Below are 20,012 nucleotides of genomic sequence, written 5' to 3' on the forward strand. Positions count from 1 at the left end.
CCTGGCGGATTTGTTGCCAATCCGAAAACGACGAAACCTATCCATATGTCCCTGCCAGCGCCGCGATGGGCGTCCAGTTCAGCCAGGCGGCCAGCAGCGCAAGGCCGAGGCCCAGCCCGGCAAAGATGATATCATGCAGCGGGTCCCACGCGCCCATGCGGCGCGCCAGCCAGACCACGACAGGGTAGGCCAGCACATGGGCCGCCGCCTGCCCGATCAAGGCCCCGATCAGCCCGGCGGCCTCGAGCCCCAGCAGCAGGCAGCCGATCATCAGCGCTGCCCGCGCAGCGGCCAACACGAAGAAACGCCGCGAGTCGCCCGCCGCCAGCGCCGCCTGGTCATAGGTCATCACCACCAGCAGGGGCATCTGCGCACAGGCCAGAACCACCGCCACGGCCCCCGCCGCGTGGTAGCGCGGATCGTAGAGCAGCCCGACCAGCCAAGCCCCCAGCAGGGCGAAGACGCCGACCAGCGCCATCAGCAGCGCGGTCACCGCAAAGCGCATCTTGCGCAGCTTGAGGAAGTTGCCGCGGCTCTCGGTCGGCGGTGTCTCGCGGTAGATCGGGATCAGGATCTTGCGCGTCACCAACCCGCCCAGCATCATCGGGAAGGAGGCGAGGAAAAAGCCGATATTGTAGACCCCGAACAGATCCAGCGGCAGGTATTTTCCGATCAGGATCTTGTCGGCCTGGCTGAACAGGAAACCGCAGACCGTGGCGAGGAACACCCATTTTCCGAAATTGATCAGCTCGCGCGCCGCCGGCCCTTCCCAGCGGAAGCGATTGCGTGCCCCCGGCAGGAAGGTGGCGTTCAGGATCACCTCGACCACCGCGCCGACCAGCCCGCTGATCACCAGCGCCCAGACCGACCCGGTCCACCAGGCCAGCAGGATGCCAACCAGCACGCCCGACAGCTGCGTGCCCATGTCCAGCAGCGTCACCCGCCCCAGCGCAAGATGCCGGTTGGCACTGTCCATGCGTGTCGGCCGGAACCCGTTGATCAGCAGGGTCAGCGCGGCCACTGGCAGGATCTGCGCCAGGACCGGCTCGCTATAGGCCCAGGCCATGGGCCAGGCACAGGCACAGGCCACCAGCCACAGCCCGATGCCGCGCAGCACCTGGATGGTCCAGGCCGTGTCCAGGAAATCGCGGTCGTCGCCGCGTTTCGATTGCAGGATCGCCGGCGTCACGCCCACATCCGACAGCTGGCCCAGCCCCATCAGGAAGACCATCACCAGCGCCATCAACCCGAAGGCCTCGGGGAAGAGCAGCCGCGTCAGGATCAGGTTCGAGGCCAGCCGGATCACCTGGCTGAAGCCGAACCCGCCCACGGTCAGCAGCGACGAGCGCAGGATGCGTGCCGAGAGCGACCCGCCGCGCAGACGGTTCAGGGCAAAGACGCTCATCGTCCCCGGCTCCAGCCCTGGTCGCGGCGCGGCGACAGTTTCACGGCCAGCGCGACGCCGGCATAGACGGCAAACCCCGCCGGATCGGCCAGCGCAAGGCGCAGTTTGCGGGCCAGCGGAAAGGCGGGCTTGTCGTCATTGGCGGCCAGCGCGGGATAGCGCGCAGCAATCTCGTCGACGCCCGCGTTCTGGCGCCGGCGCACCCTGACCAGGTTGGCCCAGCCCTCGGCGATGGGCCAGCGATAGCCCGCCGCGACGGCGACGCGCTCCTCGGGGCGGAACTGCAGCCGGGCAAAGATGTCATCCGAGATGATCTGCCCCGGGAACGCGTCCCAGCGCGCCCGGCCGGCGGCATTCACCGCGAACAGGCCGCAGCCCGGCACCACCTCGGCCATGAAGGGCACGCGGCGCCAGATCCGCGCATAGGCCCGGCTGACCGCGCCCTGCGCCGCAATCTCGACCCTTCCGCTGGCATAGCGCGGCGCAGGCGTGTCCAACGCCGCGGCCAGCTGCTCCAACAACCCGGGCGAGACAGTCACGTCGGCATCGAGATAGACGCGGATGCTCCCCCGCGCGGCCGCATCCCCGGCATTGAGCGCGGCCAGCTTGCCGCCCTCGGCACGCTCGATCACCTGCAAGGCCCAGCCCCGCGCGGCAAAGGCCGCCGCTTGGCGGCGCGCCTGTCCGGCAGTGTCGTCATGGCAGCCATTGGCCACGACGATGACCTGCACCGCCCCGTCGCGCGTCCAGTCCGAGCGCACAAGCGCCTGCAGACAGTCGCCGATCAGCGCCGCCTCGTTGCTCGCCGGAAGGATGACGGAGATCAGGTCGTCCCGCGCCGTTGCATGCTCTGTCATTGCCGTACCCATGGGGCCACACATTCGAAAATACCGCCCCTTTGCTCCGGCGTCTTCACAGGAAACTATGGCCAGAGCATGGACAGGCCGCGTTTAATCCGCGACACCCGTGCCGTGGCGCGGAGGCTGCCGGACTTCAGGGTATCTCAGGTGACGCAGGGATTGCGTATAGGTTACATCGTCCCGCAATTCCCGGGACAGACCCACATCTTTTTCTGGCGCGAGATCCTCGCGCTGGAAGCGATGAGGCACGAGGTGCATGTCTTCTCGACCCGCAAGCCCCCCCGCGGCCTGATCGCCCATGACTGGTCGAAAGAGGCCATGGCCCGCACCACCTATCTTGGCCGGGTCGACCCGTTGGCGAGCGCGCGCGGTCTGGGCAGGCTGGCCGCGCGGGGGCTGCCGGGATGGGATCTCAAGGCCAGTGCCGGCTTTGCCCGCGACATGGGCATGGCCTTGGGCGCGGCCGAACGCCTGCGCGCCGAGGCCGAGCGGCTCGAGCTTGACCATGTCCATGCGCATTCCTGCGGCCGCGCCGCACTGATCGCCTGCCTTGCGCATCACATGGGCGGGCCGGCCTACTCGCTGACGCTGCACGGGCCGCTGTCGGATTACGGGCCGGGCCAGCGCGTGAAATGGCAGAACGCCGCCTTCGCCACGGTGATCACGCGGAAGCTCCGCGACGAGATCGAGGAGGTGCTGGCCGGCCACCTGCCCGACCGCGTGCTGATCCGCCCCATGGGCGTCGATACCGAGGTGCTGCAGCGCAGCGCGCCCTACGCGCCGCCCGAACATGGCCGGCCGATCCGGATCTTCTCCTGCGCGCGGCTCAACATCGTCAAGGGCCACCAGGACCTGATGTCGGCCACAAGGCAGCTCATCGACCAGGGCGTCGACGTGCGCGTCGAGATCGCCGGAGAGGATGACGAGGGCGGGCACGGCTATCGCCGCACGCTCGAGGACCATCTCAAGAAGCTGCGCCTGCAGGACCACGTCAAGCTGCTGGGCGCGATCGATGGCGGCGCGGTGCGCCAGAAACTGGAAGAGGCCCATCTCTTCGTGCTGGCCTCCTGGCACGAACCGCTCGGTGTGGCCTACATGGAGGCCATGAGCATGGGCGTGCCCACGATCGGCACCGATGCCGGCGGCGTGCGCGAACTGATCGAGGACGGCTCCACCGGCTACCTCGTGGAGCCGGAGAACCCCGGCCAGCTGACCCGCACCATCCGCGCGCTGGCCAATGACCCCGACGCGCTGCGCCGCCTCTCGAAAGCCGGGCGCGCCCATGTCGAGGCCCATTTCCGCGCTGCACTGGGCGCCGAGACCCTCGTCGAGCAGATCCGCACGACCCTCGCCACGGGCTGAGACGGCGTCATGGGGGCGCTGCCCCCGGCTCTGCGAGCCTCCCCCGGAGTATTTCCGGAAAGATGAAAGACAGCCCGCCCGCGTCTCTTTCATCTTTCTCCAAATACTCAAATCCCCACCCACCCGCCTGCGCCCTCGGATAAGTGACGTGCAGCGTCAGAAGTCGCGCGTGAAGTAGACGGTGGCGGGGTCGTCGGAGAAGACGAGCGTCTCGATCGCGGTCAGCAGAACCGGCCCGTCCGGGCCCTGGGCGGTCAGGCGATTCGTGTCGTCGCGGCGCAACTCGTAGCTCTCCAGCGCGCCGGCCAGGACCGCGCGGTCGGTGCCCGGCCCGCCATGCAGCAGGTCGGCGCCGCCGCCCGTGACCAGCGTGTCATTGCCGGTTCCGCCCAGCAGAATGTCCTCGGCCGCGGTGCCCTGCAGGCGCTGGTTGCCGGACCCGCCTGCGCGCAGGATGCCGTCGGCGAAGGCGGCGGGGTCGCGTTCCGCCCACGCGGTCGGGGCAGAGGCGTTGTAGGCCATCAGCATGTCCCAGCGCGGGTTGGCATCGTCGAGATGGCGCAGCGCGCCCCAGCTGCCCCATTGCGTGGCCGGGGCCACGTCGACGAAGGCGTTGAACAGCGTGCCGCCCGCCGCCGTCCAACCCGCCAGCAGCAATTCGTACAGCTTGGCCATCTCGGGCGTGTAGTTCAGCGCGGTGAAGAAGGCGGTCAGCCGTTCGTCATTCACCTGAGCGCCGTGACCGGCCACATGGGTGCCGCCTTCATACATCACCAGCCGCAGCCCCGCCTGCCGCGCGGCGCTGGCATGGTAGGGGAAGATCTCCTCGGTCAGCTGGCGCAGCGAGCCCTCTTCCAGCGCCAGCGTGGCCGGGGCGATGGCGGCCTCGAACCGGGCCTCGCGGACGAACTCGCGCAGGGCGACGCGACGCAGACCCTGCGCCTCGCCGGCCTCGCGGGCGATCTCTTCGGCGCGGTCCAGCCAGGCATTGACCTGTCCGGCCATCTCGGGCCCGCCCATCTCGTAGCCGAAATAGCCGGTGACAGCGTAGGCGTCGAAGCTCTCCTTTGGGGCGCGGCCCAGCGACAGATAGGCCAGCGGGGCGTTCAGGATGCTTTCCTCGATGCCGGGCCAGCCGGTATGGGTCGCCACCACGCGCACCAGCCGGTCCGGGGCGGCCTCGCCGAAGACCTCGGTCCAGATATCCATGACCTGCGCCGCGCGCAGGCCGTAATACTGCGCCCAGCCGGTCTCGCTCTCGCCCCAGAGCGCCTCGGCCTCGCCCCGTGCCCAGGCCGCCTGCGGGAAGACCTGGTTCCAGACCTCGTTGGACAGTTCCACATGCGCTTTCAGCCGCGGGTCCAGCGTGTCGCGGACCGTCTCGGCAAAGCGGCGCATGTAGGTGTCATCGGCCAGGTGGGGCATGTTGAACCACGGATCCGCGCCGATCAGGTTGGCCAGCCGCACCATGACCTCGACCGGTACGCCCCATTGCGTCCAGCTGGCATCGCTCAGGCGCGGGCGGTCCTGCCAGCGGGTCACGGGCGAGCCGTTGGTCATCATCCAGTCCATGAACCGAACCGAGCGCAGATCGCGCACACGCGCGATCCAGTCGGGGTTGAAGAGCACGCCCGCCTCCCACAGGGGCAGGTGATCCTCGCGCAGGATGTGGATGTCGCGCAGCGGATCCTCGGGATCGGTCTCGGTGATGGACAGGCCCACCACGCCCTCGCCCGGCTCGTAGCTGAAGGTGATCCGCCCCTCCTCGTAGCGCACGCGGCGCGCGCGGCCGGTCAGGGTCAGCTTGCCGGTGCCTTCGTAGAAGACGAGGTAGTCGCCGCGCAGCGAGTCCGCCCCGGTGGGCTGGTCGGTCAGCAGCACTGCCTCGAGCGCGGTGACGTCAGACGGCAGGCTGACGGGCCAGCCATTCTCGTCCAGATGCCCGGCGGCGCGCAGTTCCTCGGTGGTGACCCCGCCCCAGCGGTCGGGCAGGTGGCCGACCCAGCCGCGGGCGGTCTTCATCAGGTCGATGAACGGGTGCTGCGTGGACCAGTCCGAGATGCCGTTCAGCCCCATGCCCAGCGCCGGCACGCCCTCGGGGCGCAGCCCTGCCGGCGGCAGAGCGACGGGCTGGCGCTCGGGCAAATCCGCGGTCTCGGCCTGCGGCGCGGGTTCGGGCGCCTCGGCCTGGCGCGTGTCCTCTGCGGTGGCAGCGGCAGCCTCCTGTCGCGGCAGGGCCGCGCGGATCGCGGCGGCGATCTGGGGATAGGCGTCGACCACGCGCGGATGCAGCACGGCCGGGGGCTGGAACGCGTCGGGCGGGGCTACGTCGTAGAGCGCGGTATAGGTCACCATCGCGGCCAACAGGTAGAGCGTCGGCGTGCCATGTGGTGCGCTGTCGGTGTAGAGCGCCTCGACCGGCAGGCCCGCCAGCACGCCACCCTCGGCAAACAGCCCGGCCAGCACCTGCGCCACCGGGACCAGCGTCACCGGCGGCCCGTCGCGATCGGTGTTCAGCCGCGCCACGAGGTCGGTGTACCAGTCGTGATAGGCGCCGGCATTGTAGGCATGGTAGCGGGCCAGCGCCTCGGGCCCCGGGGGAAAGGTTCCGGCCACCTCGTCCATGGCGGACCAGCCCTCGTAGATCATGAGCCGCAGGCCGGGCGTTTCCGCGTCGAGCCAGCCGATCAGCCGGGTCAGCGCGCCCAGCGGGCTTTCGCCGCTGTCATTGTCGCCCTCGTAGGGCTGGCCGGGAGCGCGGTACTGGATGAAGTTGGACGGTGCGATCAGCACCGTGTCGAATTCCGACTGGCCGAAGCCGCTGCGCCCGGGAGACCAGACGCCCTGCACCCCCTCGAAGGACCAGTTGGCGGTCGGTGGCAGCCCGTCGGCAAAGTTGCGCAGGAACCCCCACTGCCCATCCACGGCAAAGCTGCGCCCATCGGCCTGCGCCATCCGGTTCAGCCAATGCGGGACATTGGTGTGCGCATCCTCCTCGCTCAGGTGATGGATCAGCGAGTTGCCGAACATGTAGACGCGGGTCACATCCCGCTCGGCGGCGACAAGCCCCGGCACCAACGCGCAGAAAAGCGCAACCACATACACACGGATCATGACACTGCCCTGTCTGCTGCCTCTTGACCCCGCACTATGCCCGAAGCGGCGCGGCGGTCAAACCTCGTGGCGTGAGGCAGTGGACGGTGCGCGCCGCTAGCCCAGCGCCCGGACGGCGGCGAAAATGGCCAGCGCCAGCCCGCCGGCGATCAGCGAGGCGCTGAGCTTGTGGCGGTGCCAGAGGTCGCTGGCGCGTTCGCCGAACAGATGAACCAACAGGGCCAGCCCGAAATAGCGCGTCCCCCGCGCCAGCAACGCGGCAAGCAGGAACCAGAGCATCGGGTAGCTGGCTGCACCCGCCCCCAGCAGCGCGACCTGGAAGGGGATCGGCAGGACGCCCACCACGACGATGGCCCAGAAGCCGTAATCGTCGAACAGGGTGCGGAACCGATCCATCCCCTCATTCCAGCCCATTGCGTCGATCAGCTGCTGGCCCAGCGTCTCGAAGACCAGCAGGCCCACGCCATAGCCCACGACCGAGGCGATCAGGCAGCCCAGCGTGACAACCGCCGCGATGGTCCACAGGCGCGCGCGATTGGCCGCCATGAAGGGGATCAGGATCACCTCGATCGGGATCGGCACCACCAGCGTCTCGGCAAAGGAGGCGCCGAACAACACCCACATCGCGCGCTTGGAATGGCTCAACCGATCGAGCCACCGCCTTGTCCGGCTGCCGTGGTCCGCGGTCTCATGGGATGTCATCGTCATGGGCGTCGTCTCCGGCTGGCCTCCGTCTGCGTCGGAAGCATGCGGATAACGACCCGCGGGGCGGATCGGTTTCACCCCATCTGCCGGGCGCGGAAGCGGGGGGTTTTCTTTTAGGATTCGGGGCGTATAGTGCGGCCCATGACCCGCGTTTCTCATATCGCACTTGCCGCGCTGCTGCGCGCGCCGCTTGCGCAGGGTCTGCGTCTTCTCCTAAAGCGCCTCTGAGCGTGCCGTTCCGGCGCGACCGCTCAGAGGAGGCCCGTTTCGCGCCGATGCACTTCAGGATGTGAGGCCGCCCGGGTGCGACTGGCCCCGTGACGGCGGAGACGACGAAAGAGACCATCATGACCGAGACTTCCAAGGACCGCGTGTTCATCTTCGACACCACGCTGCGCGATGGCGAGCAATCGCCCGGCGCCACGATGACCCATGCCGAGAAGCTGGAGATCGCCGAGCTGCTGGACGACATGGGGGTGGACATCATCGAGGCCGGCTTCCCCATCGCGTCCGAGGGGGATTTCCGCGCCGTGGCCGAGATTGCCGAGCGTTCGAAATCGGCGGTGATCTGCGGCTTGGCCCGCGCGCAACTGCCCGATATCGACCGCTGCTGGGAGGCGGTGAAACGCGCCGAGCGGCCGCGTATCCACACTTTCATCGGCACTTCGCCGCTGCACCGCGCCATCCCGAACCTGACCCAGGACGAGATGGCCGAGCGCATCGAGCAGACGGTCAGCCATGCGCGCAACCTCTGCGACAACGTGCAATGGTCGCCGATGGACGCCACCCGGACGGAATGGGACTACCTGCGCCGGGTCTGCGAGATCGCGATCAAGGCCGGCGCGACGACGATCAACATCCCCGACACGGTGGGCTATACCGCGCCGCGCGAAAGCGCCGAGCTGATCCGGCGCCTGATCGCCGAGGTGCCCGGCGGTGAAGATGTGATCTGGGCCACCCATTGCCACAACGACCTTGGCATGGCGACGGCCAACAGCCTGGCCGCGGTCGAGGCCGGCGCGCGGCAGATCGAGTGCACGATCAACGGGCTGGGCGAACGCGCCGGCAACACCGCGCTGGAAGAGGTGGTCATGGCGCTGCGCGTGCGCGGCGACATCATGCCCTATGCGACCGATATCGACACCCGCAAGATCATGCAGATCTCACGTCGTGTGGCGACCGTCTCGGGCTTCCCGGTGCAGTTCAACAAGGCCATCGTCGGCAAGAACGCCTTTGCCCATGAAAGCGGCATCCACCAGGACGGGATGCTGAAGAATGCCGAGACCTTCGAGATCATGCGCCCCGAGGATGTGGGCCTTGCCGGCACCTCGCTGCCGCTGGGCAAGCATTCGGGACGCGCCGCGCTGCGCGCCAAGCTCAAGGACCTGGGCACCGAGGTGGGCGATAACCAGCTCAAGGACATCTTCGTGCGTTTCAAGGAGCTGGCCGACCGCAAGAAGGAGGTGTTCGACGACGACATCCTCGCGCTGGTCACGGCGACCACCGATGGCGACACGAACCGTTTGCAACTGGTGAACCTCAAGGTGGTCTGCGGCACTGGCGGCCCGGCCGAGGCGGTGCTGGAGATGGAGATCGACGGCCAGGAATACAGCGCCACCTGCACCGGGGACGGGCCCGTGGACGCGGCCTTCAAGGCGGTGCGCCAGTTGCACCCCAACGCCGCGCGGCTGCAGCTCTACCAGGTGCACGCGGTGACCGAGGGCACGGATGCGCAGGCCACCGTCTCGGTCCGGCTGGAAGAGGATGGCATGATCGCCACCGGCCAGTCGGCCAATACCGACACGGTCGTCGCCTCGGTCCTGGCCTATATCCACGCGCTGAACCGCCTGCTCGTGCGTCGCGGCAAGACCGGCAGCGACGTGAAGGAGATCAGCTACAAGGACGTGTGAGGCGCCGCGGGATGGGGGCCGGCCCCCATCCCCTGCCCCGGCGGTCCCTCGGGCGTGCCGTGCCGGAAGAGGTCGGGATCTTCGTGGAAGCCGCGCAGGACGCGACCCCGCGCCAGCTCGCGGTGGATCGAGGAGTGCGGCCAGTCCTCGGCCATGCCGGTCAGCCCGTGGCGCACCGGGTCCATCCAGCAGTAGCTGCGGTGGCGCCGGAACTCGGGCCCGTCGCGGATCCGATGCATCCAGACCGGGCGCTGCCACGGCCCGCGCGCCGGTGACCGCCGCCGCGACGTGATCCCCGCCTCGCGCAGGAAGCGCGACTTGATCAGCCGCCAGCGTTGGACATGTTCGCTATCGCCGGGCGGCAGGGTCCAGACCGCGTGCAGGTGATCGGGCAGCACCACGATGGCTTGCGTCTCGAAGGGACGCTCGGTCACCGTGGCCGCATAGGCCCGCCGCAGCGCCTCGATCTGGTCGACGAGGCTCAGCTCCGCGCCGGGCTCCAGAGCGAGGGTGAAGAAATAGGTGCCGTCCGGCACGCGGGTGTCACGAGATCCAGCCATGGACCCATGCTGCCCCGGGCAAGGTTAATGCAAGGTGAATCCCTGCAGGCGGAGTCCGCGCCTGGTCCGAAAGGGTGACGCCTCCGGCGGGAGTATTTTCGGAAAGATGAAAGAGGCGGCGCGCCGCAGGGAAACGGCGCGCCTTGTGGGACGGTGGGTGGGGCGATGTTCGCAGAACGAGCGTCCGACCGAAGGTCGGCCCACCCGCCGGCCCGGGTCAGTCGCCCAGCGCGATGCCTTCGCGACGCGGATCGGCGCCGCCCGAGAGCCCGTCCTCGGTCAGTGCGATGGCGTGCAGACCCGAGGTGAGGCCGCGCAGGTTCACCTCGAAGCCCATCTCCTCGAGCGCGGGGGCCATCTCGGCCATGGAGGTGCCCTCCTCGAGGTCATAGGTGCCGAAGCGGTTCACCGCGTGCGGCATCGCCACGGCCTGCTGCACATCCATGCCCCAGTCCATATGCGCGATGATCGCCTGCGCGGTATAGCCGATGATCCGCGAGCCACCGGGCGAGCCGATCACCAGCACCGGCGCGCCGTCGCGGCGCACGATGGTGGGCGACATGGAGGAGCGCGGCCGCTTGCCCGGCGCCACCGCGTTGGCGATGGGCACGCCGTCGCTATGGGCGCGGAAGGAGAAGTCCGTCAGCTCGTTGTTCAACAGAAAGCCGTTGGTCATCAGGCGCGAGCCGAAGCCGTTCTCGATCGTGGTGGTCATGGAGAGCGCGTTGCCGTACTGGTCGACGATCGAGATATGCGAGGTCGAGGGGAACTCGATGCTGATATCGTCCGCCCAGTTCAGCGCGTGATCCCATTCCGGCTTGCCCGGTGCCACCTCCGGCAGGGCATCGTCGCCCTTGAGCAGCTCGGCTCGGCTGGCGAGATAGGTCGGATCCACCAGACCGTCGACCGGCACCGGCACGAAATCGGTATCGGCCATGTAGCGGCCCCGGTCGGCGAAGGCGAGGCGCGAGGCATCGCCGATGATCCGCCACGTATCGGCATCGCCCGGCTCGCCCGGCGGCAGCGCGTCCATCATGCCCAGGATCTGGCCCACGGTCAGCGCGCCCGAGGACGGCGGGCCCATGCCGCAGACCTCGTGGCCGCGGAACGGCGCGCAGACGGCCGGGCGCTCCTTGGCCTCGTAGAGCGCGAGGTCGGCCAGGGTCATGACGCCGGGATTGCTTTCGACGCCCCGTACCGTGTCGACAATATCCTGCGCGATCTCGCCTTCGTAGATCGCCGAGGGGCCTTCCTCGGCCAGCCGCGACAACACGTTGGCATAGGCCTCGTTGGTCAGGGTGGTGCCCACGCTCAGCGGCTCGCCGCCGGGCAGGAAATAGGCCGCCGTCTCCTCAAAGCGCGACAACCGGTCGGCATCGCCCTCGATCAGCGCGGCCAGCCGCGGCGAAACCTCGAACCCGTCGGTGGCCAGCGCGATGCCGCGGTCGAACAGGCCGGCCCAGTCCGAGCGGCCCCACTTGTCATGCGCCAGTTTCATCAGCGCCGGCGTGCCGGGCACGCCGACCGAGCGGCCACCGACCACGGCATCGAAGAAGCCCAGCGGCTCGCCATTCTCGTCCTGGAACAGGCGCGGCGTGGCCGAGAGCGGTGCGGTCTCGCGCCCGTCGATCGTGGTGATCTCGCCGCTTTCGCCGTCATGCCAGACGAGAAAGGCCCCGCCCCCGATGCCCGAGCTCTGCGGCTCCACCAACCCCAGAACGACCTGCACGGCCACCATGGCATCGGCGGCCGAGCCGCCGGCGCGCAGCACCTCGGCCCCGGCCTGCACGGCATGCGGGTTGGCCGCGGCGACCATCCAGTTGGAAGCGGCGACCGGCGTGCCCGACCGCTTGGCCTCGAGCGCGGCGGCGACCTCGGGCGAGATCGCCTCGAAGCCCATCGCCGCGCCGGTTTCCATCTCCGGGTCGATGGCATCGGTGACCTGCTGGGCCTGCACCGCGGCCCCGACCGCCGTGCTGAGTATCAAGGACAAGAACAATCGCATCACGAACCTCCCTTTCGAACGAATCTGAGGTCAGTGTTGCGCGTTAAAGTCGAGTCCGAAAGGTATCTCTGCAAGATTTTCGGGCAATTCGCGGATACGGGCCGGCCAGCGCCCCGAACCAGCGGACACGCGAACCGGCCCGCCGCAGCGGGACCGGGCGGGTGCGATTGCGTGCGAGGACGCGCTCTACAGCATGGCCGGCAGGACCTGATCAGGCGGGCGGTGACCATCGGCGAAGGTCTTGACGTTGATGATCACCTTCTCGCCCATCTCGAGCCGGCCTTCCTCGGTGGCCGAGCCCATATGCGGCAGCATCACCACGTTGGACATCTGCCGCAACTCGGGATTGCCGTGATGGCCATGCTCGTAGACGTCGAGCCCCGCACCCGCCAGTTCGCCCGCCTTGAGCATCCGGGTCAGCGCGTTCTCGTCGATCACCTCGCCGCGCGAGGTGTTCACGATCACCGCCGTGGGTTTCAGCAGTTTCAGCCGCCGCGCGTTCAGCAGGTGGTAGGTGGAGGGGGTCGAGGGGCAGTTGACGCTGATCACGTCCATGCGCGCGACCATCTGGTCGAGGCTTTCCCAGTAGCTGGCCTCAAGCGCCTGTTCGGTCTCGGGACGCAGCTGCCGGCGGTTGTGGTAATGGATCTGCATGCCGAAGGCGCGGGCGCGTTTCGCCACGGCCTGCCCGATCCGGCCCATGCCGAGAATGCCCAGCCGCCGGCCCCCAAGCCGCCCGCCGAGGAAGGCGGTGGGCGCCCAGCCCTGCCAGCTGCCATCCTGCATGACGCTCAGCCCCTCCTGGATGCGGCGGGTGACCCCCAGCATCAGCGCCATCACCATGTCGGCCGTGTCATCCGTGACCACGCCCGGCGTGTTCGACACGAGGATCCCGCGCGAGCGCGCGGTGGCCACGTCGATATGGTCGAACCCGGCGCCGAAATTGGCGATCAGCTTGAGCTGCGTGCCCGCCTGCCCGATCAGGCCCGCGTCGATCTGGTCGGTCACCGTGGGCACCAGCACATCGGCCGACTGCACCGCGTCGATCAGCTCGCCGCGCGTCATCGGCGTGTCGTCCTCGCGCAGGCGCACGTCGAACAGCTCTTTGAGGCGGGTTTCCACTACCTCGGGCAAGCGTCGCGTCACGACAACACTCACGCGTTTTGATGCCATTGAAACTCTCCCCCAGCTTCCCCCTCGGGACCCTCCGGCGCTAGACTGCGTCAGGACGGGACGGGGCACAAGAACCCCGCCGGAAAAACTCGGGCAGGACGGCGAAATGAGTTTCCTCAAGGCTTTGCAAGGCGGGCTTTTGGGCCTGGCCCTCATGGTGTCGGCGGCATGGGCCGGGCAGGATCGCGGACCGGTGACCAACCTGCCGCTGCCGCGCTACGTGTCGATGAAGGCCTCGGAAGGCAATGTGCGCCGAGGGCCGTCGCTCACCCATCGGATCGACTGGGTCTACACGCGCCGCGACATGCCGCTGGAGATCACGGCCGAGCATGGCCACTGGCGCCGCGTGCGCGACCGCGACGGGGCCGGGGGCTGGGTGCATTATTCGCTGCTCTCGGGCGTGCGCACCGTCATCATCGAGGAGGACATGCTGAGCCTCTACCGCCGCCCCGACACCCGCGCGCCCGAGACGGCGCGGCTGGAGCTGGGGGTGATCGCGCGGCTGGGAGAATGCGACCTGCACTGGTGCGAGCTGACCGCCGCCGGCTATCGCGGCTGGGCGCTGAAGACCGCGCTCTGGGGCGTGCGCGCCGACGAGCTGCGCGACTGACGCCGGATGCGGATCGCAGGGCCGGGTTTGTGTCAGCCCGCGGTGCCGGGCCGTGCCCCGGGGCGCGGAGCAGCGGCGTGACCAGCCGCGCCACCCCCGAGACGGCCGAGGACCTTCGCGCCAACCTTGCCGGCAGCCTCTGGATGATCGGCGCCATGGCGGCCTTTGCCGTCGAGGACGCGCTGATCAAGGGGGCCTCGGACACGCTGCCGGTGGGGCAGATCCTGATGGTCTTCGGTGGCGGCGGCGCGATCGTGTTTGCCGCCTTGGCCCGATTGAGCGGACAGGCGCTCTACAGCCCCGATGTCCTCTCGCGCCCGATGCGGGTTCGCGCCCTGTTCGAGGTGGCGGGCCGGCTGTTCTACGCGCTGGCCATCGTTCTGACCCCGCTCTCGGCGGCCACGGTGATCCTGCAGGCGACACCGCTGGTTGTGGTCGCCGGCGCCGCGCTGGTCTTCGGCGAGCGGGTCGGCTGGCGGCGGTGGGGCGCGATTCTTGTCGGGCTGGCGGGCGTGATCGTGATCCTGCAGCCGGGCACGGAGAGCTTCTCGCCCCTCTCGATCCTGGCGCTGATCGGCATGATCGGCTTTGCCGGGCGGGACCTGGCCAGCCGCGCCGCCCCGGTCTCGCTCGGCACCCATGTGCTTGGCACATATGGCTTCCTCGCCGTGCTTGTCGCGGGTGTGATCGTTGCCCTTTGGGAGAGCGCGGCCTTCCAGCGCCCCGGCCCCGTGGCGGCGGCCTGCCTGGGCCTCGCCGTCCTCGCCGGCGTGGCCGCCTATGGCAGCCTGATGAAGGCCATGCGCACCGGCGCGGTCGCGGCCGTGACCCCGTTCCGCTACACGCGCCTGCTGTTCGGCACCGCACTGGGGATCGCGATCTTCGGCGAGGAGCTGACCCTTGCCATGGCGCTCGGCTCCGGCATGATCGTCCTGTCCGGCCTCTTCATCCTGTGGCGCGGCCGACAGGTCGCCGGCGGGGTGTAGGCCGCACAGGACCGCTTAGGCGGCCTCGTGCAGCAGGATCGCGGCCTCGGACGACGACAGGTTGCGGCGGGCGTAGCTGCCGTAGATATGCGGGTTCTCGAAGATCTGCGGCATGAGCCGGGCCAGCCGCGCGCGGTCCGCATCATCCAGCGCCGAGGGCGCGGTATTGGCGGGATGAAAGCTCTCGGTTTCCAGCCCGTTGGCAAACAGGACCTCGTGCCGCGGCAGCAGCAGGTGGTGATAGGTGACCTCGCGCGACTGCGTGTCCAGCGTGACCGAGCGCCCGTTGACCAGATCGCGCGCCGCGACCAGCACCTCGGGGGTGTTGAACAGGGCGCGGGCCACCACGCCTTTCAGCAGCATCCGGTGCTCGGGAGAGACGATGATCTCCTCGCCCGGCTCGCCGATGCCGAAAGCGCCCGCGCGGATGCGGATCGGCCGCAGCTTGGGCATGGCGAAAAGCCGCGCGCCGGTCATCCGGCGGCTACCGGTCCAGCACACCTCCTGCAGGCCGTTATCCTTGGTCTGGACGAGGTCCCCCTCGCGCAGCGCCTCGATCGGAACCTCGCCGGTCGCAGTCAGGATGCGGGTGCCGGGGGTGAAGCAGATCACGCCCGAGGCCTGTTCCACCGGGTCGCTGCGCCGCCACGGGTCCAGCGCATGATGCACGACCCAGAGGTCGCGTTCGCGCGGCGGCATCTCGTCAAGGAACATCAGCAGTGGCGGCGCGCCTGTGCCCACCTCGATCAGGGTAACCGTGTAGCTCTGCGTGCCGTCGGTGACGACAAAGCTGCAATCGGCCAGCGGGTGGTCGATCTCGACATCCTCGAGGCGGGTCTTCTCCTCGATCGCGGCGCCGACCAAGCGACGCACCATGCGCGCCGCACGCTTGCGGATATTCGTTTCCCCATCCGACTGGTCGAGTTGCAGGATCGACGAAGGACCGTCGACCCGCACCGGCTCACCCCGCCATGACCATGCGGCCCCGACGGTGAGCGAGGACGGAGGTGCGGCCTGAAAGCCGTCTATTTCCGTCTGTGACCAGGAGATGACGAACGTGCCCCTATAGCCCGTTCCCATGCCTGCTTGCCTGCCTGTATGTCTTTTTATTACCCAAAAGTTAACGGACCGGCGCAGACCTGAGAAGCCTTCCTATACTTTCGCATGTTCCCGTTGCTGCAACAACAATTCGACCTGTTGCGCACAGGACACGAGTTTTCGCCATTTTCCGCCGATCCAAGGCGGGCAGGGCCTTCGCGGCAAGATTGGACACTGACCCTGCGACCGGCTAGAGACGGGCAAAGACTATCGAGCGTGACATGGCCGACACCCCTTCCGACATTGCCCGCAGCGTGCTGCGCATCGAAGCCGAGGCGCTGGGCCGGCTGGAACGCGAGCTGCCCGCGGGGTTCGATGCCGCCGTGGCAACGCTGCTGGGTGTCGGCGGGCGGGTGATCGTCTCGGGCATGGGCAAGTCGGGCCACGTGGCCAACAAGATCGCCGCGACCTTCGCCTCGACCGGGACGCCTGCGCAGGGCGTGCATCCGGGCGAGGCCAGCCATGGCGACCTGGGCATGATCACGCGGGCCGACGCGGTGATCCTGATCTCGAATTCGGGAGAGACGCGCGAGCTGTCCGACATGATCGGCCATTGCGCACGCTTCGCCATCCCGCTCATCGCCATGACCAAGCGGCCCGACAGCACGCTGGGCCGCGCCGCGCAGCACGTGCTGACTCTGCCCGACGCGCCCGAGGCCTGCGCTATCGGCATGGCGCCGACCACCTCGACCACCATGGCCATGGCGTTGGGCGACGCGCTGGCAGTAGCGATGATGCAGCATCGCGGCTTCGACAGGAGCCATTTCGCCGCCTTCCACCCCGGCGGCACGCTGGGGGCACAGCTGTTGCAGGTGCGCGCGGTGATGCATCGCGGCGACGAACTGCCGCTGGTCCGGGCCGAGACGCCCATGTCCGAGGTGCTGCTGGTGATGAGCCAGAAGGGCTTTGGCGTGGCGGCCATGGTGCAGGGCGAGACCCTGACCGGCATCATCACCGATGGCGATTTGCGCCGCAACATGGACGGGCTGATGGCGCGCAAGGCGGGCGAGGTCGCCACGCGCACGCCGATGGTCACCCGCCCCGACACCCTGCTGACCGAGGCCCTTGGAGTGATGAACATGAGCAAACGCACCGTTCTTCTGGTGGTCGAGGACCGCCACAGGCTGGTCGGGCTGCTGCATATCCACGACGCGCTGCGCGCCGGTGTGGCATGAGCGCGGTCATCTTCATCCCCGCCCGTTACGCCTCGACCCGCTATCCCGGCAAGCCGCTGGTGGAACTGGCCGGTGCAGATGGGACGCGCAAGACGTTGATCCAGCGCAGCTGGGAGGCGGCGCAACAGGCCGGGGCCGACGCGGTCTACGTGCTGACCGATGACGACCGCATCGCCGAGGCCGCCCGCGGTTTCGGGGCCGATGTCCTGATGACCTCCGACACCGCGCGCAACGGGACCGAACGCTGCGCCGAGGGCGTGGCCCAGCTGGATCGGGTGCCCGATACGGTGGTCAACCTGCAGGGCGACGCGCCGCTCACTCCACCGTGGTTCGTGACCGCGCTGATCGAGGCGATGCGCGACCCCGCGGTGCAGATGGCCACGCCGGTGCTGCGCTGCGATGTCCAGACGCTGACCAATTTCGTCACCGACCGGCAGGCAGGCCGCGTCGGCGGCACCACGGCGGTGATGCGCCGCGACGGCACCGCGCTCTATTTCTCGAAAGAGGTGCTGCCCTTCGTCGGCAGCCTGAGCGCACCGCCCGAGGTCTGGCATCACGTGGGCGTCTATGCCTATCGCCCCGCCGCGCTGGCCGATTACATGGGCTGGGACGAGGGCCCGCTGGAACGCGCCGAGGGGCTGGAACAGCTGCGCTTTCTCGAAAACGGCACGCCGGTCACCTGCGTCCCGGTCGAGGCGCAGGGCCGCGTGTTCTGGGAGTTGAACAACCCGGCCGACGTGGCCCGGATCGAAAACGTTCTGAAACAGGAGGGCATCGCATGACCGAGGTGCAGATCCGCGACATCACCCTTGCCGCCGACCGGCCCTTTGCGCTGATCGCCGGGCCCTGCCAGCTGGAAAGCCTCGACCATGCGCGCATGCTGGCCGAGCAGATCGCCGCGGCGGCCGAGGCCACCGGGACAAAGTGGGTCTTCAAGGCCAGCTACGACAAGGCCAACCGCTCGTCCCTGTCGGGCCAGCGCGGGCTGGGCATGGAGGAGGGACTGCGCATCCTCGCCACGATCCGCAAGGAGTTCGACGTGCCGGTGCTGACCGATGTGCACGCGCCCGAGCATTGCGCGCCGGTGGCCGAGGTGGTGGACATCCTGCAGATCCCGGCCTTCCTGTCGCGCCAGACCGACCTTTTGCTTGCCGCGGGACAGACGGGCGCCGCGATCAACGTCAAGAAGGGCCAGTTCCTCGCGCCCTGGGACATGGAGAACGTGGCCGCCAAGATCGCCAGCACCGGGAACGAACGGATCCTGCTCTGCGAACGCGGGGCGAGCTTCGGCTACAACATGCTGGTCAGCGACATGCGGTCCCTGCCGATCATGGGGCGCACCGGCTACCCGGTGGTGTTCGACGCCACCCATTCGGTGCAGTTGCCCGGCGGACAGGGCAGCTCCAGCGGCGGGCAACGCGAATTCGTGGAACCTCTGGCGCGGGCGGCGGTCGCCGTGGGCTGCTCGGCCGTGTTCATCGAGACGCATGAAGCGCCCGACACCGCGCCCAGCGACGGGCCCAACATGGTGCCCGTGCAGGCGCTGGGCCACCTGCTGCACGGGTTGCGCGCCATCGACGACCTGACCAAGGGCCGCGCCGACGCGCTGGATGCGCTCTTCGCCTGACGTCGACGGCCTGCCGCGTCAGGCCGCGCCCAGCCGGTCCTGCAGCTTGGCCAGGTAGGTCGACACCAGCGCCTCGGCCGTGCGGGCCTCGCCCGCCTCGGCATAGCAGCGGAACTCGGGCGCGTTGCCCGAGGGGCGCAGATGCACCACCTCGCCCGACAGGAAGGTGACGCGCAGCCCGTCGGTCTCGTCCAGCGCGGCTTCGGCACCGCTTTCGGCAAAGAAGGCGGCGCGCGCGGCGGCATCAACGGACATCTCGGCGATGAACGCCTTGGAGACCTCGGTCGGGATGCCGGCAATCCGGTCGGCAGCGGTGAAGCGCGGCGGCAGACCGGCGACCAGCTCGGTCAGGCTCTGCCCCGCCTGCGCGGCCGCGGCCAGCGGCGCGAGGATCGGCAGCAAACAGTCGCGGGTCAGAAGCGGTGACAGCCTGCCCGCCGGGCCTTCGGCAGCAAAGCCCAGCAGGAAGCCGCCATTGGCCTCGTAGCCCACGACGCGGGCGCCCGCATCCTCGGCCAGCACGGCTTCCATCGCCGCGATCACGAAGGGCGAGCCGATGCGCGTGCGGTCGATGCGGGTGAAGTCCGGCATCTCGGCGATCATCGTGTTGGAGGACACCGGCGTGCAGATCACATCCGCGCCCAGCGCCCGGGCGGTCAGCGCGCCCAGCACGTCGCCCGGCACGACCCGCCCCGTGGCATCGGCCACCATGGGCCGGTCGGCATCGCCATCGGTCGAGATCACCGCGTCCAGCCCGTGCTCGGCGCACCAGCCAGCCAGCATCTGGCGCGTCTCCGGGTCCAGCGCCTCGGTATCGACGGGGATGAAGCTTTCGGACCGGGCCAGTGCCACGGCCTGCCCGCCCAACGCCTCGACCACCTCGACCATCACGTCCCGCGCGACCGAGCTGTGCTGGTAGATGCCGATGCGCAGCCCCTTCAGCGCGGACGCGCCATAGGTATCGACATAGCGCGCGCGGTACCCCGACAGCGCGTCGGTCTCGCGCAGGGTGCCGGGCGTAGCAGTGGCCGGGGCCTGGCCCAGCCCGCCGCCGATGCGCTGCTCGTCCTGCTTCGAGATCTCGCCCGTGGGCACGTAGAATTTCAGCCCGTTGCGGTCGGCAGGAATGTGGCTGCCGGTGACCATCACGGCGCCATGTCCCTCGGCAATCGAGGACAGGGCCAGCGCCGGGGTGGGCACCACGCCGCAATCGACCACGTCGACACCGGCCGCGCGCGCCGCTTGCATGACCCAGCCCGCGATCTGCGGCGAGGAGGGGCGCAGGTCCCGGCCCACATGCAGCGCGCCGCCATGCGGGCAGGTGGCGAGGAACGCGGTCACGTAATCCTGCACCAGCGCCTCGGTCAGCTCGGTCACAAGGCCGCGCAGGCCGCTCGTTCCGAATTTCGGTGCCATCATGTC

The 20,012-nt window shown here is 69.0% G+C and carries 16 protein-coding genes; 7 read left to right on the forward strand and 9 right to left on the reverse strand.

The window, feature by feature from the left end; genetic code table 11:
• Positions 1-37: 37 nt before the first annotated feature.
• Together AVJ23_RS14110 and AVJ23_RS14115 are read right to left on the reverse strand one after the other, a co-directional pair.
• Positions 38-1,405 carry an oligosaccharide flippase family protein gene (locus AVJ23_RS14110; protein WP_058862847.1) on the reverse strand — a complete coding sequence of 456 codons (1,368 nt, stop codon included), beginning with the start codon at positions 1,403-1,405 and terminating at the stop codon, positions 38-40.
• On the reverse strand, positions 1,402-2,262 hold the full coding sequence (locus AVJ23_RS14115; protein ID WP_058862848.1) for a glycosyltransferase family 2 protein: 861 nt from the start codon (positions 2,260-2,262) through the stop codon (positions 1,402-1,404). Before AVJ23_RS14115 ends, AVJ23_RS14110 begins: the two co-directional genes overlap by 4 nt.
• A gap of 162 nt (positions 2,263-2,424) precedes the next feature.
• On the opposite strand from AVJ23_RS14115, the gene epsE reads away from it, so the two are divergent.
• A complete protein-coding gene (gene epsE / locus AVJ23_RS14120; RefSeq protein WP_058862849.1) occupies positions 2,425-3,627 on the forward strand; it encodes an exopolysaccharide biosynthesis GT4 family glycosyltransferase EpsE in 1,203 nt (400 codons plus the stop codon).
• Positions 3,628-3,783: 156 nt separating this feature from the next.
• Here epsE and AVJ23_RS14125 read toward each other — a convergent pair whose 3' ends face one another.
• A complete protein-coding gene (locus AVJ23_RS14125) occupies positions 3,784-6,741 on the reverse strand; it encodes a calcium-binding protein (protein WP_058862850.1) in 2,958 nt (985 codons plus the stop codon).
• Positions 6,742-6,837: 96 nt separating this feature from the next.
• The gene (locus tag AVJ23_RS14130; protein WP_084794589.1) at positions 6,838-7,449 is read right to left on the reverse strand and encodes a YqaA family protein; all 612 of its coding nucleotides are present in this window, start codon (positions 7,447-7,449) and stop codon (positions 6,838-6,840) included.
• A 344-nt stretch (positions 7,450-7,793) separates the two neighbouring features.
• Between AVJ23_RS14130 and AVJ23_RS14135 the strand changes: the two genes are divergently transcribed.
• Positions 7,794-9,356, forward strand: a complete 1,563-nt coding sequence (locus AVJ23_RS14135) for a 2-isopropylmalate synthase (protein WP_099045519.1) — start codon at positions 7,794-7,796, stop codon at positions 9,354-9,356.
• On the opposite strand, the gene AVJ23_RS14140 is transcribed toward AVJ23_RS14135, so the two are convergent.
• The 3 genes from AVJ23_RS14140 to AVJ23_RS14150 all read right to left on the reverse strand — a co-directional run bounded on the left by AVJ23_RS14140 (position 9,341) and on the right by AVJ23_RS14150 (position 13,094).
• Positions 9,341-9,916, reverse strand: a complete 576-nt coding sequence (locus AVJ23_RS14140) for an REP-associated tyrosine transposase (protein WP_205626861.1) — start codon at positions 9,914-9,916, stop codon at positions 9,341-9,343. The genes AVJ23_RS14135 and AVJ23_RS14140 overlap by 16 nt on opposite strands.
• A 217-nt stretch (positions 9,917-10,133) precedes the next feature.
• Positions 10,134-11,921 (reverse strand): gamma-glutamyltransferase, encoded by a 1,788-nt coding sequence (gene ggt / locus AVJ23_RS14145; RefSeq protein WP_205626862.1) that lies wholly within the window; start codon positions 11,919-11,921, stop codon positions 10,134-10,136.
• 186 nt (positions 11,922-12,107) lie between these two features.
• Positions 12,108-13,094, reverse strand: coding sequence for a 2-hydroxyacid dehydrogenase (locus AVJ23_RS14150; protein ID WP_058862854.1), 987 nt, complete (start codon positions 13,092-13,094; stop codon positions 12,108-12,110).
• Between the two features lie 154 nt (positions 13,095-13,248).
• Between AVJ23_RS14150 and AVJ23_RS14155 the strand changes: the two genes are divergently transcribed.
• Together AVJ23_RS14155 and AVJ23_RS14160 are read left to right on the forward strand one after the other, a co-directional pair.
• A complete protein-coding gene (locus AVJ23_RS14155) occupies positions 13,249-13,704 on the forward strand; it encodes an SH3 domain-containing protein (protein WP_205626863.1) in 456 nt (151 codons plus the stop codon).
• Positions 13,705-13,781: 77 nt separating this feature from the next.
• On the forward strand, positions 13,782-14,690 hold the full coding sequence (locus AVJ23_RS14160; protein ID WP_276203215.1) for a DMT family transporter: 909 nt from the start codon (positions 13,782-13,784) through the stop codon (positions 14,688-14,690).
• A 15-nt stretch (positions 14,691-14,705) separates the two neighbouring features.
• Here the strand turns inward: AVJ23_RS14160 and AVJ23_RS14165 are convergent, their stop codons facing one another.
• A complete protein-coding gene (locus tag AVJ23_RS14165) occupies positions 14,706-15,770 on the reverse strand; it encodes a Hint domain-containing protein (protein WP_058862855.1) in 1,065 nt (354 codons plus the stop codon).
• A 239-nt stretch (positions 15,771-16,009) separates the two neighbouring features.
• On the opposite strand from AVJ23_RS14165, the gene AVJ23_RS14170 reads away from it, so the two are divergent.
• Genes AVJ23_RS14170 through kdsA form a run of 3 tightly spaced genes read left to right on the forward strand, consistent with a single transcriptional unit; the run spans position 16,010 to position 18,590 of the window.
• Positions 16,010-16,963, forward strand: a complete 954-nt coding sequence (locus AVJ23_RS14170) for a KpsF/GutQ family sugar-phosphate isomerase (protein WP_058862856.1) — start codon at positions 16,010-16,012, stop codon at positions 16,961-16,963.
• Positions 16,960-17,745, forward strand: a complete 786-nt coding sequence (locus AVJ23_RS14175; protein ID WP_058862857.1) for a 3-deoxy-manno-octulosonate cytidylyltransferase family protein — start codon at positions 16,960-16,962, stop codon at positions 17,743-17,745. The genes AVJ23_RS14170 and AVJ23_RS14175 overlap by 4 nt, the downstream gene beginning before the upstream one ends.
• On the forward strand, positions 17,742-18,590 hold the full coding sequence (gene kdsA / locus AVJ23_RS14180) for a 3-deoxy-8-phosphooctulonate synthase (protein ID WP_058862858.1): 849 nt from the start codon (positions 17,742-17,744) through the stop codon (positions 18,588-18,590). Before AVJ23_RS14175 ends, kdsA begins: the two co-directional genes overlap by 4 nt.
• An 18-nt stretch (positions 18,591-18,608) precedes the next feature.
• On the opposite strand, the gene AVJ23_RS14185 is transcribed toward kdsA, so the two are convergent.
• The gene (locus tag AVJ23_RS14185) at positions 18,609-20,006 is read right to left on the reverse strand and encodes a phosphomannomutase (RefSeq protein WP_058862901.1); all 1,398 of its coding nucleotides are present in this window, start codon (positions 20,004-20,006) and stop codon (positions 18,609-18,611) included.
• Positions 20,007-20,012 lie beyond the last annotated feature (6 nt).

Origin of the sequence: Pseudoponticoccus marisrubri (assembly GCF_001482405.1) — a bacterium.
Classification (GTDB): domain Bacteria; phylum Pseudomonadota; class Alphaproteobacteria; order Rhodobacterales; family Rhodobacteraceae; genus Pseudoponticoccus; species Pseudoponticoccus marisrubri.

Excerpts from the sequence above, each read along its gene's own strand:
- AVJ23_RS14110 (WP_058862847.1), bottom strand. The coding sequence starts at position 1,405 with ATGAGCGTCTTTGCCCTGAACCGTCTGCGCGGCGGGTCGCTCTCGGCA.
- ggt (WP_205626862.1), bottom strand. The coding sequence starts at position 11,921 with ATGCGATTGTTCTTGTCCTTGATACTCAGCACGGCGGTCGGGGCCGCG.
- AVJ23_RS14125 (WP_058862850.1), bottom strand. The coding sequence starts at position 6,741 with ATGATCCGTGTGTATGTGGTTGCGCTTTTCTGCGCGTTGGTGCCGGGG.
- AVJ23_RS14165 (WP_058862855.1), bottom strand. The coding sequence starts at position 15,770 with ATGGGAACGGGCTATAGGGGCACGTTCGTCATCTCCTGGTCACAGACG.
- kdsA (WP_058862858.1), top strand. The coding sequence starts at position 17,742 with ATGACCGAGGTGCAGATCCGCGACATCACCCTTGCCGCCGACCGGCCC.
- AVJ23_RS14155 (WP_205626863.1), top strand. The coding sequence starts at position 13,249 with ATGGTGTCGGCGGCATGGGCCGGGCAGGATCGCGGACCGGTGACCAAC.
- AVJ23_RS14170 (WP_058862856.1), top strand. The coding sequence starts at position 16,010 with ATGGCCGACACCCCTTCCGACATTGCCCGCAGCGTGCTGCGCATCGAA.
- AVJ23_RS14185 (WP_058862901.1), bottom strand. The coding sequence starts at position 20,006 with ATGGCACCGAAATTCGGAACGAGCGGCCTGCGCGGCCTTGTGACCGAG.
- AVJ23_RS14175 (WP_058862857.1), top strand. The coding sequence starts at position 16,960 with ATGAGCGCGGTCATCTTCATCCCCGCCCGTTACGCCTCGACCCGCTAT.
- AVJ23_RS14140 (WP_205626861.1), bottom strand. The coding sequence starts at position 9,916 with ATGGCTGGATCTCGTGACACCCGCGTGCCGGACGGCACCTATTTCTTC.
- AVJ23_RS14130 (WP_084794589.1), bottom strand. The coding sequence starts at position 7,449 with ATGACGATGACATCCCATGAGACCGCGGACCACGGCAGCCGGACAAGG.
- AVJ23_RS14135 (WP_099045519.1), top strand. The coding sequence starts at position 7,794 with ATGACCGAGACTTCCAAGGACCGCGTGTTCATCTTCGACACCACGCTG.
- AVJ23_RS14115 (WP_058862848.1), bottom strand. The coding sequence starts at position 2,262 with ATGACAGAGCATGCAACGGCGCGGGACGACCTGATCTCCGTCATCCTT.
- AVJ23_RS14150 (WP_058862854.1), bottom strand. The coding sequence starts at position 13,094 with ATGGCATCAAAACGCGTGAGTGTTGTCGTGACGCGACGCTTGCCCGAG.